At 36.5% G+C, this 14,280-nt stretch carries 12 protein-coding genes; 3 read left to right on the plus strand and 9 right to left on the minus strand.

Annotation, left to right across the window (positions count from 1 at the left end; genetic code table 11):
- Positions 1-30 precede the first annotated feature (30 nt).
- Both BKP56_RS11820 and BKP56_RS11825 read left to right on the plus strand, forming a co-directional pair.
- Positions 31-483: a flavodoxin gene (locus BKP56_RS11820; protein ID WP_177206330.1), complete on the plus strand. Its 453-nt coding sequence runs from the start codon at positions 31-33 to the stop codon at positions 481-483.
- 118 nt (positions 484-601) lie between these two features.
- Positions 602-1,450 (plus strand): aldo/keto reductase, encoded by an 849-nt coding sequence (locus BKP56_RS11825; protein ID WP_269466212.1) that lies wholly within the window; start codon positions 602-604, stop codon positions 1,448-1,450.
- Positions 1,451-1,534: 84 nt separating this feature from the next.
- On the opposite strand, the gene ltrA is transcribed toward BKP56_RS11825, so the two are convergent.
- The 6 genes from ltrA to BKP56_RS11855 all read right to left on the minus strand — a co-directional run bounded on the left by ltrA (position 1,535) and on the right by BKP56_RS11855 (position 9,284).
- On the minus strand, positions 1,535-2,833 hold the full coding sequence (ltrA, locus tag BKP56_RS11830; RefSeq protein WP_232226883.1) for a group II intron reverse transcriptase/maturase: 1,299 nt from the start codon (positions 2,831-2,833) through the stop codon (positions 1,535-1,537).
- A 545-nt stretch (positions 2,834-3,378) separates the two neighbouring features.
- On the minus strand, positions 3,379-6,102 hold the full coding sequence (locus BKP56_RS11835) for a YfhO family protein (RefSeq protein WP_072695288.1): 2,724 nt from the start codon (positions 6,100-6,102) through the stop codon (positions 3,379-3,381).
- Positions 6,095-6,526 carry a GtrA family protein gene (locus tag BKP56_RS11840; RefSeq protein ID WP_083540568.1) on the minus strand — a complete coding sequence of 144 codons (432 nt, stop codon included), beginning with the start codon at positions 6,524-6,526 and terminating at the stop codon, positions 6,095-6,097. Before BKP56_RS11840 ends, BKP56_RS11835 begins: the two co-directional genes overlap by 8 nt.
- The gene (locus BKP56_RS11845) at positions 6,523-7,479 is read right to left on the minus strand and encodes a glycosyltransferase family 2 protein (protein ID WP_072695290.1); all 957 of its coding nucleotides are present in this window, start codon (positions 7,477-7,479) and stop codon (positions 6,523-6,525) included. The genes BKP56_RS11840 and BKP56_RS11845 overlap by 4 nt, the downstream gene beginning before the upstream one ends.
- 34 nt (positions 7,480-7,513) lie before the next feature.
- The gene (locus BKP56_RS11850; protein WP_072695292.1) at positions 7,514-8,542 is read right to left on the minus strand and encodes an NADH:flavin oxidoreductase/NADH oxidase; all 1,029 of its coding nucleotides are present in this window, start codon (positions 8,540-8,542) and stop codon (positions 7,514-7,516) included.
- 190 nt (positions 8,543-8,732) lie between these two features.
- Positions 8,733-9,284, minus strand: coding sequence for a TetR/AcrR family transcriptional regulator (locus tag BKP56_RS11855; protein ID WP_072695294.1), 552 nt, complete (start codon positions 9,282-9,284; stop codon positions 8,733-8,735).
- Positions 9,285-9,649: 365 nt separating this feature from the next.
- On the opposite strand from BKP56_RS11855, the gene BKP56_RS11860 reads away from it, so the two are divergent.
- Complete coding sequence (locus BKP56_RS11860) at positions 9,650-10,888, plus strand: aminopeptidase (protein WP_072695296.1); 1,239 nt, start codon at positions 9,650-9,652, stop codon at positions 10,886-10,888.
- Between the two features lie 102 nt (positions 10,889-10,990).
- Here BKP56_RS11860 and BKP56_RS11865 read toward each other — a convergent pair whose 3' ends face one another.
- From BKP56_RS11865 to BKP56_RS11875, 3 genes are all read right to left on the minus strand, one after another.
- On the minus strand, positions 10,991-11,452 hold the full coding sequence (locus tag BKP56_RS11865; protein ID WP_072695298.1) for a GNAT family N-acetyltransferase: 462 nt from the start codon (positions 11,450-11,452) through the stop codon (positions 10,991-10,993).
- A 205-nt stretch (positions 11,453-11,657) separates the two neighbouring features.
- Positions 11,658-13,277 (minus strand): glycoside hydrolase family 13 protein, encoded by a 1,620-nt coding sequence (locus tag BKP56_RS11870; RefSeq protein ID WP_072695300.1) that lies wholly within the window; start codon positions 13,275-13,277, stop codon positions 11,658-11,660.
- A 17-nt stretch (positions 13,278-13,294) separates the two neighbouring features.
- On the minus strand, positions 13,295-14,263 hold the full coding sequence (locus BKP56_RS11875; RefSeq protein ID WP_072695302.1) for a LacI family DNA-binding transcriptional regulator: 969 nt from the start codon (positions 14,261-14,263) through the stop codon (positions 13,295-13,297).
- Between the last annotated feature and the right edge of the window lie 17 nt (positions 14,264-14,280).

Below are 14,280 nucleotides of genomic sequence, written 5' to 3' on the forward strand. Positions count from 1 at the left end.
GAGATGAGTATACAGAAAGGATGGAAGTCCGTGCCTAAAGTAATGATCGTGTATGCCAGTCTGACTGGAAATACAGAACAATGTGCTGAAATCATTGAACAAGCTTTTAGAGAATTAGGGGCCGAAGTTGAACTGGTCGAGAGTTACTCAGCTGATCCAACAGACTTTGAAGATGTAGATATCGCAATTGTCGGAACTTACACATATGGGACCGATGCTAATCTTCCAGACGAGATTGTAGACTTTTATGAAGAATTAGAAGAACTCGATCTATCTGGAAAGATTTACGGTACATTTGGTTCAGGTGATACTTTTTATGAGAAATATTGTAAATCAGTCGATGACTTCAATGACCAATTTGATAAAACAGGCGCTATAAAAGGCGCTGAAAGTGTCAAAGTCGACCTTGATCCTGAAGAAGAGGACACTAAAAATCTTCAAGCATTCGCTAAGTCTTTGATCGAAGCATTTAATAAACAATAAAAAACCTGACATTCTATGAGAAATTTTCAAAGAATGTCAGTTTTTCGCTTCCTTTAATTCGCACTATTTGGATATATGATGTATAATTTTACTTATTAAAGATTAGGAAAGAGGGATTATTTTGTCATTAACAGATACGTATACTTTGAAAAATGGTGTCGAGATTCCAGTAGTTGGTTTCGGTACTTGGCAATCTACAGACGAAGAAGCTGAAAAGTCTGTACTTTGGGCTTTAGAAGCAGGCTATCGTCATATTGATACTGCGGCTGCTTATAAAAATGAAACAGGTGTTGGTCGCGGCATCAAAAAAAGTGGTTTGAATCGTGAAGAAATCTTCATTACTACTAAGCTCAGCAATCAGGAACATGGCTATGAAGAAGCTAAAAAAGCCATTCAAGACTCATTGGATAAACTAGATACTGACTATATTGACTTATATATTATCCATTGGCCAAATCCTATTAAATATAGAGATAATTGGAAAGAAGCAAATGCTCAGAGCTGGCGAGCTATGGAAGAAGCTGTTGAAGCTGGAAAAATTCGTGCTATAGGCGTATCAAACTTCCATCCACATCACTTAGAAGCATTAGCTGAAACAGCTAAAATCGAGCCTACTTTGAATCAGATCTTATTGAATCCTAGTGATATGCAGACAGAAGTCGTGAAGTATAACCAGGCTCATGATATTGTTTCTGAAGCTTATAGTCCTCTAGGAACAGGTAAAATCTTCGAGGTTGAAGAACTTAAAGAATTAGCTGCTAAATACAACAAATCAATTGCACAGTTAGTACTGCGCTGGAGTTTACAGCACGGATTCTTGCCTTTACCAAAATCTGTTCATGAAGAACGCGTTCATGAGAACGCAGATATTTTTGATTTTGAAATTGAAGAAGAAGATATGAAAAAAATCGATAGTCTAAAAGGTCGCGCAGGTTCTGCCCAAGATCCAGATCAGACTTCTTTCTAATTCTTAAAATCGAGTAGGAGACAAGCCATTAATTGACTTGTCGACCTCTCACACCACCGTACGTACGGTTCCGTATACGGCGGTTCAATATCTTTTGTAAGCAGACTCCCCTAGGTGGCTTAGTGAAACTAAGCCCCACTGGTGGAGTCTTTCGTTTGTAAGTGCCCAATGAACTTCAGGCGTTTTGGATAGTCGCCAGTATTTCTTTCTTGAAAATCCAATCCGTTTTGCGCTATCCTCATCTAAACCGTACTCTAATAACTTCGTTATCTTTGTTTTCGGTCGTTTCCATCTTTTTAAGATAAGCTGTCTAAGTCTGTGATGTAACCATGGTTCTATCTCGTTTGATATGAATCTTTTGATAAATCCTAATCCAAAGTAGCCAATCCAACCTCTTGTGACTTGGTTGATTTCCTTTATAACAGTAATGAAGTTTCCTGGACGTTTACGACTCGTTAGCCGTTTTAATGTACGCTTAAACTTCTTCTTGGCTTCTTTTGTAGGAATAAAACGATAGGTTCCATTCACTTTCATCATCAGACAGCTCAAGAACTTTAAACGAGTGGGAGACCCCACTTTACTCTTTTCGTCATTGACGATAAGTTTGAGGTCTTTTTCAATAAAACGAGTCACACTTTTCATGACTCGTTCCCCTGCTCGTTTCGATTTCACATAAATGACAAAGTCATCTGCGTATCGAACGAATCGGTGTCCTCGTTTTTCAAGCTCTTTATCCAGTTCATGTAAGTATACATTGCTGAGAAGGGGTGACAATACACCACCTTGCGGTGCGCCTGTATGAGTTTCTACGAATTCGCCAGACAGGTCTGTTACACCACTCATCAAGAACTTACGGATAATCTTGAGTATCATCTTATCTTTGATGAACTGCTCAAGATGGTACATGAGTTTGTCGTGATTCAACGTGTCAAAGCATTGCTTTAAATCACAATCCACAACCACTTTATATCCTTCTTCATAGAACTTGGCACATTGTTTCAGCGCTGTATGTGTTCCTTTATTTGGTCGGAACCCATGACTTTGCGGAAGGAAATAGGGGTCGATATAGGGTTCAATGATTTGTTTGATCGCTTGTTGTACCACACGATCGCGTGCACACGGTATGCCAAGCTTGCGCTTCGCACCGTTTGCTTTCGGGATTTCAACCCGTTTAACAGGTTGAGGTTTGTATGTCCCATCAAGCAGCTTCTGCCTTAAGGGCAGATAATACTTCTCAATATGGCCTTCAACCTCAAAAACTGTCATGCCATCTACTCCAGCAGCGCCCTTATTTCGTCTAACGACTTGGGCTGCTTCGAGTAAATTTTCTTTTCTTACAACGAGCTCCATCAGTGATGGAGACTTACCATACATTTCTTTCATTTAACCTAGAAGAAAGCTCTACACATCTACATACTCTTTCGGTTCCACCTTATCCCTCCGCAGATTGCCAATGTTTCCATTGTTTTCTGTAGTCTTCGCTTCCTCTAACCTCCAGTCTTTACTTTGTATTTGATATTGTTCGGTCCTTCGGTACGTTTTCCCTACTATGACCTCGGCTGACTTCTGTCTATTCGTTGTTACTACGATACATCTGTATCGCTAGACAGATCTCCCCAGGTAAGGTGCGATAACCTTCCACTCATGTCACTGCCTCATTTACTGTAAGGGATTCGTGCAGTATTGGACTTTGTCTTGTTAGGCAGACTCATCCGTCCCTCTTCAGCCTTCATATAAGGTTTCTGTTCGTCAGTGCGAGTGTTTGCCTCCAGCTTCCTTTAGATTCCACCTCACGATGGACACCCTTGCTTTCAGCTAACAGTTCCTACTGCAAAGTCTGTAGTGGACTTTCACCACCAAGTTATCGCCCATGCCGGGCGCACCTAAAGACCCGTTCTGATTAATTTCAGAACGGGTCTTTTATTTTTTTAGAGCTTATCTTTTTGTAAAATAAAGTGATTTACCCCAAGTAGCCCTAATCCTAGTAAAGTTACTAGACATCCAGTTAGTAGATGAGGTGTCCGATACGTTAGTGTCACATTATTATCCCCTTTGTTCAAAGGTAATCCCACAAAACCAAGATCCGCTTTTACAGGTTCAACGGCTTTTCCATTAATCTCAGCTTTCCAGCCTTCAGAATAAGGGATCGTCGTCACGAGCCATTCATCATTTGTGTCTTCAATTTCTCCTTTAATTATCTGATCAGCGAAGGTAGTAATTTTCAAAGCTTTTTCATCTCTGCTAGCAGCGGCTTCAGAAATCTGTGCTTCATCTATCGGCTTAGCATATAATTTTATTGAATCAATGGAATATTTTCCAAAGCGATTAAAGTTGAGCGTAATCTGATCATTTATATCTTGATCCTGCTCTATATATCCAAGATTAATCAGCATGGAGTCTCTAGGGTAATACGAACTGAAACTATACCGATCTGCTTGATATACATTTTTTTCAATATCGCCATAAGCTGCAGTTAATGTATAGTTTGTTGGTTGTCTGAGTAGAATGTTTTCTTCAATCGGATAATATTTTAATCCTTCTAATCTAACATATAATTCTGAACCAATTAATTCTTCTGGACGATCAATCGTTAGTTCCAAAGTCATTTGTTCTGATTTTGTCGTATACAAATGATTTTCTAGTGTCACTGGTGTTTCATCAGAAATATTTAGTTCAAACGATACTTCTTCTATTTCAGTTTGAAGGTCAGCTGGCAGTAGACTACTTTCTTTATATTCTTCATCTTCTAATATGATGTTATTAGCCAGTGCCGTTTCTCTTTCAAGAGCATTCAATTCCATAAAGGAAGAACGAGACATACCTTGATTTATAGTGTAGGCAAAAGGAAATTCATTTTCTGTTTCTGCTAGAATGAAGTCCTGATTCTCATCAGCATCTTCAATGATGTCATAACCATATGGAATAAATGCTTCATTTTCTTTTTTTGTAATAATAGACTTAACTCCTAGAAAATTATTCACGCCGCTTCGATCATCCACTCCTCCTCTTAATGGCTGAATCGTCTGATAGGGACTGGTTTCGATAGCGCGCGCAAACTCTGACAAATTACCATTCGAGATGGATAAGTAAGAATTGAGTCCCATCATATCCAAGTAAATGAACTGGTTTCGGATGCGATTATCTTTTGAAGTGACCCCTACTCTACTGATATCCTGACTTTCTATCGTCCTATTACTTTCAAGTCCACCTAATGCCTGTTGATATTTTTCTTCAACTGTCCCATAATCCAACACCTTAGAAATCATATTTCCTCCAAAGCTATAATAATAGCCAATACCATTTGAAACCATATTGAGTACAACCAACCCTAATATCATCTGACTTTTTTTGTTAGAGCCGCTGAAACGCTTTGTAAAGAGTACATACCACATCACCCAGCCAATAAAAACCGGGATCGTTATATAGACCGTTAAATAGCCCGGAATCAAAATAGAGATTACAGCAGCTATGGTATAAATAATCATGAGGAACATAGATTTATTCTTTGCAGTTTGCTTAAGATCACTTTTATGATCTACGAGGTATCCCCCGGCTAATGCCAGATAAAATGCGAACACAAATGAGAATCGATTATAAGGACCTGATAGACCATTCATTAAGGAGCCAAAAAAAGGAAATAATAACAAAATCAATAACAAGCTTAAAGTGACTTTAATAAACTTGAACTTTGGTAAAGAATTCAGAGAAACTAAAGCGATAAATGAAAGTAAAGAAAATCCACCAATTGTCCAGAAATAACTGCCAGGAACGACAGTATGATCAAATAAAGCATAATAATACTCTAATGGATAAATCCACATATTGATTTCGACTCCACCCGGCGTCCTGGAAGCATTCAAGAATCCATAAACGACTGGCAAAAATAATATGGCAGAAATCATTAAACCTATTACATAGGCCACTGTAGTTTTCAGAAATAATTTTAGTAGAGACTCTTTCTGAGTTTTTTTATACACTATAAAATATCTAATTACAGCGTAGAAGAAAATCAGTATTGTCAACTTATAGAAAAAATAAAAATTGCTGAATGCACTTAGTGCTACGGCTACCGTAAATACTGTACTTCGTTCATTAAGAAAGATTTTTTCCATTCCAAGACAAAGCAAAGGGAACCAGATCATTGCAAGTATAAAAAAAGGATGTCTAGACATATTGAAGATTCCATAATTTGCAAAGGCATAAAGTATAGCACTGATCAGTCCAGCATAATGAGAAAAGTTCATTTTCTTTGCAAATAATAAAAAGCTGCCTCCAACCGCCCAGACCCGAAGAATAATGAGCAAGTGAAAAGCAATTTCTGTCATTGATTCTGGAAACAGTAATCCTAAGTATACGAAAGGATCTCCAATTACGTAATAGCCATATGATTGAATGACATCTGAACCCATACCGATCGACCAGTCCCACAATGGAAAACCAGATCCAGTAAAGAATCCTCGCAGTTTTTCAAGGTAATCATGAAAAATTAAGTAATGCTGCGTATATCCATCCGTTGTCCAAATAAAAGAAGCATTTGCAGCAAAAAAATAATATCCGAAAATCGCTGACATCATCAATACAAATAGTAAACTGTATAACCCTAATGTTTGTTTCGATATTATCCGCCTATCGATTTGTCCTGCACTAATCATTCTCTCCCTCTTCCTGCTTGAAAATGAAAACTTTACTGAACACATAATTCAATACCACTACTATAAACTGTGTAATAATTTTAGAAACATTGGTATCGATCGTTAAGAAATCTACTAGAATATACATACTGAGCATATCAAAAATCCCTGAAGTCAATCGAAAGCCTACAAAAAGATAGAATTCTCTAAAAGCCTCTCTTTTTGAAACCGTTTCAGATTTAAATACGTATTTTTTATTTGTAAAAAAAGCAAAAAGTATGGCCCCGATAATGGATAACCCATTTGCAAATAAATAAGGCGTTTGGAGTAAAGTATCAAAAATAAAGAAAATTACAATATTGACAACTGTTGCCAAGACTCCAAAAAATAAATAATTAATTACTTCCTCATATTTAGTATATTGATCTTTCAATAGTTTGATCATTCATTTTCTTCCTTTTCAGATTCATCAAATTCAGAAGATTCTCGGATAAAGTAAGCAGGTCTGCCTTTCGTTTCTACAAATACTCTTCCCAGATATTCTCCGATAACGCCCAGCGAGATCAATTGTATCCCACCTAAAAATAAGATAGCTGCTAGGAGTGTTGGATATCCAGCTGCATCTGTTCCAAATACGATTGTTTTAATCGTTTCAACTGCTAAGAAAATAAAAGCTAATACAGAAATCGTAAAGCCAATATATGACCATACTTTCAGGGGAACCGTGCTATAAGAAGTGATTCCATCAATAGCCAGTTTAAACAAATTACTCCATTTCCATTTTGTCTCACCAGCTGCACGTTCTTCTGCAAAGTAGGTGATTTCTTTCTTTTTAAAGCCGATCCATCCGTACATTCCTTTTGTATAACGTTCTTTTTCACGTAATTGTCTTAGCGCATAAATACACTTTTTATCTAAAAGTCTGAAATCTCCAGCTTGAGGAATAACTTTTTCCGGTGTCATTTTTTGTACGATCTTATAGTAAAGCTTGGAAGTCCATACTTTTAAGAAGGTTTCTCCTTCGCGTTTTTTTCTGACCGCATATACATCTTCGTATCCTTGTTCCCACCAGTTGATCATTTCTTCTATTACTTCTGGTGGATGCTGCAAATCTGCATCTAGAATCACGATTCCATCACCATTAGCATAGTCAAACCCAGCCAGCATTGCTGTTTCTTTTCCAAAATTTCTAGAAAGGTCTACATATTGCATTCTTTTATCTTTTTTATTCAGCTCTTTCAAGAGTTCTAGTGTATTATCAGAGCTCCCATCATTGATAAACAAGAACTGGAATTGATAGTTGCTTAAATGTTGACTCACTTCATTCAGTCTCTCAATTAATTGAGGAAGAACTTCTTCCTCGTTGTAAGCAGGAATAATTAAGGATAATTTTTTCATTTTTATTTCCTCACTTCTATTGTTTACATATTGACTACTCGTTGAATCCTCGCCCATAAGATGGATTATAGGATTCAAATTCTGTGTAACCAAGTTCTCTTGCCGCCATCATCGGCCAATTGGGATTCCTTAGTAAGGGTCTTCCAAGAGCAATCAGATCTGCTTGCTCAGTTTCAAGAATGTAGTTAGCTAAATTGGGATCACCTAATTTACCTACTGTTGATATCTTTAAGCTAGAATTTATTTTGAAATGTTCAGCGTATTGAGCCTGATAGCCAGGATAAATCCTGGTCGGTCTTTTAGGCAGCAAACCTCCTGTTGAAACATCCACAACATCTACTGAGAGATTTTTTAACCATTGATTCATTTGATCGAACTCTTTGATTGTTGTGCTTTCTTCATCATAATCAGTTGCAGAAAATCTAACCCAGATACTGCCTTTAAATACTTTTTGTACTTCTAGAATAATTTCTTTAAGTAACCGGAAACGATTTTCTAAAGACTGTGATCCATACTGATCCTCTCTAAGATTTGTTAAAGGGGATAAAAACTGGTTTATTAAATATCCATGGGCAGCATGAATTTGTATAACATCCATTCCCGCATCAGCTGCTCTCTGTGCTGATGCTTTAAAATCAGCAATCACTTTTTCTATTCCCTTAGAAGATAATTCTAATGGTGTCTGGTAACTATCGTTATAAGCAATTGCACTTGGTGCTGCTAGATTCCTTGCATCTTCAGCTTTTCTTCCAGCATGTGAGAGCTGGATACCTACTTGGCTTCCTAAATTATGGATTGTATTTGCTAAGGATTTTATTTTCAACATTTGATCATTATTCCATAAACCAAGATCTTGATCAGTGATTCGTCCTTCTTCAGAAACAGCCGTAGCCTCAAAAAAGATCAGCCCTACTCCGCCAATTGCTCGACTAGCATAATGTACATTATGAAAAGGGGTTAGTTCACCGTCCCTTTTTACTACTGAGTACATACACATGGGCGCCATAACGATTCTATTTTTTAATTTCAGTTTACCTAGTTGAATAGGTTCAAATAATTTCATATTCGTTAATCTCCCAATTTCAGTTTTCAATCAATATCTATTTTATCACGTAACTTAAAAATAGTATAAAGATATAACACATAACTAAATGAGAGTTTTTTCAAAAATAAAATAGAATTACATTATCTGTTGAAATAGTAAAAAGAAGACAGTCCGAATCAGGATCGGACTGCCTTCTTTTTAGGTCAGTTTAATATTGAGTTTCTTTACTTGCATGGATAATATCAGAAACTTTACGACTGACTTCTTCTTCGTTGTTGTACACTATTTTACCTTGGGCTACCAGCATCGCTACTCCATGAATAGCTGGCCATAATCTATCAAGATAGTCATTTATACTGCTCTCACTTCTAATTTCTTCGACATTTGCAATGATTTCGGTAACCTTATCATATGCAAAATCATGAAGTTGAACCGCTTCAAACTCCCGATCCATATAGATTGCAGAAAAAAGTGTTGGTTCATTTTTTGCGAAAAGTATATAATTTTTACATACTTCCATTAAAGGATCCCGAGACTCTTGAGTAGAATAAACTCGTTCTGTTAAATACTGTTTAACATAGTCAAGTAACCCTATTTTTAAGTCTTCCATGTTTTTAAACTCTTTATAAATCGGCTGAGTTGAAGAATTCATTTTGATTGCGATTTGTCTCGCCGTAAATTGTTTGAACCCACTCGTTCTTAACAATTCCATAGAAGCTCCTAAAATATTTTCTCTTAAAATCGTTCTTTGTCTTGGCACCTTCCAGTCTCCCTCAATTCCTTATTTTCTCCTTGATAATCCGATAATGCTTCTAAGTATAACATACTTAACATAACAATAAAAGAACAAATAATCACTACCATAAGAGTATATCAAAAAACAAAAGTTATTAAAACACCGATTAACCACATCTTTATAACGTTCGTTATATAAAATCAAATAGCTAAATTTGTCATAAACACAAAACATGTGTAGTTAAATAGTAACAAATTTAATGTTTATAACGCTAAAATCCGCCTAACCGGGTAGTATTTTATCGGATATAATCTGCCTTCTCGCACTAGATTCTAGAGTATGCTATTATATTAGAGAAGAGATTTTATACTTTTTAGGAGGATTATAAGATGGCAATTGCAAATTTTGATGAATTATTGAAAAAATACGCTGCTCTGATCGTATCGACTGGGGTCAACGTTCAAAGCGGACACACAGTAGTGCTGAATATTGATGTGGACCAGGCTCCACTGGCACGTTTGATTACAGAAGCTGCCTATCAAAAAGGCGCTAAAGAAGTAATCGTTAAATGGTCAGATGACAGCATTGATCGTTCTACATTTAAATACGCTTCTGAAGAAGTATTAACTAATATTCCGCAATATAAAATAGATGAAAGTTTGGATCATATCGAAAAAGGAGCCAGCCGTATCAGTGTTCGTTCATCTGACCCAGATTCATTGCAGGGATTGGATAGTTCAAAAATTGCTGCTGCGCAAGCTGCTTCAGGTAGAGCTTTTTCTGCTATGAGACGTGCAACTCAATCAAACAAAGTCAGCTGGCTAGTCGCTGCTGCTTCAGGCGAAAAATGGGCGGCTAAAGTCTTCCCAGATTTAGAAACAAAAGAAGAACAACAAGATGCTTTGTGGGATGCTATCTTTAAAGCAGTGAACATTTATGATGAAGATCCAATAAAAACCTGGGAAAATAAAGATACTACCTTAGATAGTAAAGCAGAAGAATTAAATAAAGAGCAATTCACTGCTGTTCATTTTACTGCACCAGGAACAGACCTGACAGTGGGCCTACCTAAAGGACATCGCTGGGAAGGTGCTGGAAGCAACAACTCACGCGGAGAAAGATTCATGGCCAATATGCCTACCGAGGAAGTCTTTACAGCTCCAGATGCAAATCATGTAGATGGTGTAGTTGTTTCCACAAAACCATTGAGCTATGCAGGTAATATTATCGAAGGTATGCAATTCCACTTTAAAGATGGAAAAGTAGAAAAAGTAACAGCAGAAAAAGGAGAAGACGTCATCAAGAAATTGATTGAGACAGATGAAGGTTCAGCTCGTTTAGGCGAAGTTGCTTTAGTGCCAGATGCTTCTCCAATTTCTCAATCTGGTTTAACTTTCTTCAATACTTTGTTTGACGAAAATGCTTCAAATCACTTAGCTTTAGGATCTGCATATGCTTTTAACTTAATTGGCGGAACAGAAATGTCAGAAGAAGAATTAAAAGCTGCAGGTTTAAATCGCTCTGATGTTCATGTTGATTTCATGTTTGGTTCGGATCAAATGGATGTTGACGGTATTCGTGAAGATGGTTCACGTGTTCCAATATTCCGTAAAGGTGCTTGGGTTTAAATTTCTTGAACAACCAATAAATCACAAAAACCAGAGACTTCTTAATCAGAAGTTTCTGGTTTTTATTGTTTTTATCTGATAGATCAAAGGATATCTTCCGTATTATTTTTTAACATTTAAAATCATAACCAACTCTCCATTTTCCTCATCGATTCTTCCAGTATCTATAAATCCAATTGTTTCATATAATTTTTTTGCTTGATTGTTTTCTTTCACTATGCTGAGCACAATATCTTTTACTTGCCATTTTGACTGAATATAATCCACTATCAATTGAAGAAATTTCTTTCCATATCCCTTTCCTTGAAATTGACCATCAATCATAAACCGATCTAACCAGATATACTCTTTTTCGGCATTAAAAGCTCCAATCATCGTAAATCCAATTGGGTATTCTTCTTTAAACAATCCAAAAGCAGACCAGTTGTATCGTGTTTCATAAAACGATTCTAGTAATGATTCAGCATTTGAGGTAATATATTTTTCCTGATCAGTTAGCGGTTTTAATTCTACTATTGCTCGCCAGTTATCTTTAGTAACAGGTCTTATATTCAACCCTTCCATTTACTTCGCCTCTTTCCTTTTATCCTATAAAATCCTAACATAAAAGTATACGCAACTAAATAATTATTCAATCATAATATGTAATGAGCGAATAAAAAAATACCTGTCTTTAACTATGAAAACAACTAACTAAACAAGTCATAATGATTGAGGTGAAAAATACACTTACTCCCTTTTAAAAGGAATAAGTGTATTTTAAAGATAGTTATTTCTCCACTACGAAAGTTTCATATGGGGATAGATTCAGTTCTTTTAAATTGTAAGCTTTTTTATCTGAATTAGAAATAATGACTTCCACAATTTGTTCTTTATCTGACAGTGACAGTTTGGTTTCCTGATCACTGAAATTAGCCACAATCAGCCAAGTAGTATCGGAATTTTGACGTTCATATGCAAAAATCTTCGGATGATCTAAAAGCATCATTTTAAATTCTCCATCAATAACTACAGTATGTTCTTTTCTTAACTGAATTAGTTTCTGATAAGTATAAAAAACGGAATTTTCATCCTTCAGGGCCTCTTCAACATTGATTTCTTGAATATTTGAATTGACTTTCATCCAAGGGGTCCCGGTTGTAAATCCTCCCTTCGCACTATCTGCCCATTGCATTGGTGTGCGTGCATTATCTCTTCCTTTGGTGTTGATTGCTTCAATAATTTGTTCTTCTGTCCAACCTTGAGCTAATTTTTCGTGATATAGTCGGTAGCTTTCAATATCTTGAACTTCTGAGATGTGATTAATTGCTAGATTTGTCATCCCGATTTCTTCCCCTTGATAAATATATGGTGTACCTTTCATCAAGTGAAGCAAAATAGCTAGCATCTTTGCACTCTCAACCCGATATTTCTTGTCGTTACCGTATCTTGACACGATTCTAGGGGTATCGTGATTATCCCAGAATAAACTGTTCCACGTAGTATCCGGTATCCCAGTTTGCCATTTGTTAAACACTTGTTTCAATTCTATTAAGTCTAACTTCTTTAAGTCCCATTTTGAAGTTTCGGGCAATTCATCAATCATCAGGTGTTCGAATTGAAACATCATATTTAATTCATTTCTGCCTTCGTCTGCAAAAAGCGGGGCTGTTTCAGGCGTCAGCACCCAGCTTTCTCCAACAGTCATGACATCATAGTTTCCAAAGGTCTTCTGGTGCATTTCTTTCAGAAAATCATGTAATTTTGGACCGTTCCCGGTTATTTTCTGATCAGGATCTTTTCCTAATAAATCAATAACATCCATTCTGAAACCGCCAATTCCTTTATCCAGCCAGAAATTCATCATCTTATAGATATCCTGACGCATTTCTTTATTTTCCCAATTTAGATCCGGTTGTTTCCTGCTGAAAATATGAAGATAGTATTGTCCAGATTTTTCATCATATTCCCATGCTGAACCTCCGAATGCTGATTTTAAATCGTTGGGTTCTCTCCCATTAACTGGGTCTCTCCAAATATAATAATCTCTATATTTGCTTGTTTTAGCTCTAATCGCTTCTTGAAACCAGGGATGTTCATCAGAAGTATGATTCACTACTTGATCCATAATAATCCTAATATTTCTTTTATCGGCTTCAGCAATCAGATTATTCATATCATCCATCGTTCCGTATTCAGGATGTATCGCTTCATAGTTGCTGATGTCATAGCCATTATCATCGTTTGGAGATTCATAGACTGGACTCAGCCAAACTGCATTCACGCCCAATGTCTGCAGATAATCTAAACGCTTTATAATACCGGGAATATCCCCGATTCCATCCCCATTGGAATCCTGAAAACTTCTGGGATAGATTTGATAAACGACTAAATTTTTCCACCATGCCATATATAGTTTCACCTCATTTATTGATTCGCCGAAAACTTCGTTGAAATCAGTGCATCTTTTCCTCTTTCTCCATTCAACATTTTGTATAGCGTATTCATACCTACCGCACCCCATTCTCTTTTTGAGTAGGTTACACTATGCATTTTGGGATCTAGATAGCGACTGACGACAAGATTATCAAATCCAATGATTTTCACTTCAGTTTCCGTATTTAATGAAGAGTTTTTAAAATAATTATAAGCGCCGATTCCCATTTCATCATTTAATGCAATAATCTGGATTTTTTTTGCCTGCGGCCCAGATTGTTTCTTTGCTTCAGCTGCTATCTCTCGTGCCGCTAGATATCCTGATTCTTCTGTAAATTCACCTTTATAAATACGAAATTTTTTCCCTAATTTACTAATCTCTTGTGTTGCTGTCTGCAGTCGTTCTTTGCTGTCAAAGTTGCCTTTTGGTCCACCAATAATGTCAATGACTTCTACTGGAGAAGACTTTAATGATTGCACTGCTTGTTTCATTCCTTCTTGATTATCAAGCAGTACATGTCGAATATTCTCATGTTCTAATTGTCTATCTAAGACTACAATCGAATGACCTTCTTCAGCATATTTAAGCAACTGTTCATCTGGATAATACTGATCCAATACGATAATTCCATCAATCATTCCCTGTGGCAGAAACAGGCGAGACTTTTCTCCAGAACAAGCAATGATATCAAACCCTAGTTCTTTAGCCATATTATGAATACCATCTAGTAAATCACCATAAAAACTACCACTATAACTGGATAGATGAACACCAATGATTCTAGTTTGTTTCCTCCTCAAATTCTGTCCTGCTCTATTTGGGATATAATTCATTTCATCAGCAATCATCAGAATACGTTTTCTAGTTTTTTCACTGACCTTAGAACTATTATTCAATGCATAGGAGACAGTTGAAATAGACACATTCGCTTTTTTAGCTATATCTTTGATTCCAGTCATAAGAATCTACCTAACTT

The sequence above is a fragment of the Marinilactibacillus sp. 15R genome, from assembly GCF_001895285.1.
Classification (GTDB): Bacteria; Bacillota; Bacilli; order Lactobacillales; family Carnobacteriaceae_A; genus Marinilactibacillus; species Marinilactibacillus piezotolerans.

Excerpts from the sequence above, each read along its gene's own strand:
- ltrA (WP_232226883.1), bottom strand. The coding sequence starts at position 2,833 with ATGAAAGAAATGTATGGTAAGTCTCCATCACTGATGGAGCTCGTTGTA.
- BKP56_RS11835 (WP_072695288.1), bottom strand. The coding sequence starts at position 6,102 with ATGATTAGTGCAGGACAAATCGATAGGCGGATAATATCGAAACAAACA.
- BKP56_RS11840 (WP_083540568.1), bottom strand. The coding sequence starts at position 6,526 with ATGATCAAACTATTGAAAGATCAATATACTAAATATGAGGAAGTAATT.
- BKP56_RS11845 (WP_072695290.1), bottom strand. The coding sequence starts at position 7,479 with ATGAAAAAATTATCCTTAATTATTCCTGCTTACAACGAGGAAGAAGTT.
- BKP56_RS11850 (WP_072695292.1), bottom strand. The coding sequence starts at position 8,542 with ATGAAATTATTTGAACCTATTCAACTAGGTAAACTGAAATTAAAAAAT.
- BKP56_RS11860 (WP_072695296.1), top strand. The coding sequence starts at position 9,650 with ATGGCAATTGCAAATTTTGATGAATTATTGAAAAAATACGCTGCTCTG.
- BKP56_RS11865 (WP_072695298.1), bottom strand. The coding sequence starts at position 11,452 with ATGGAAGGGTTGAATATAAGACCTGTTACTAAAGATAACTGGCGAGCA.
- BKP56_RS11870 (WP_072695300.1), bottom strand. The coding sequence starts at position 13,277 with ATGGCATGGTGGAAAAATTTAGTCGTTTATCAAATCTATCCCAGAAGT.
- BKP56_RS11875 (WP_072695302.1), bottom strand. The coding sequence starts at position 14,263 with ATGACTGGAATCAAAGATATAGCTAAAAAAGCGAATGTGTCTATTTCA.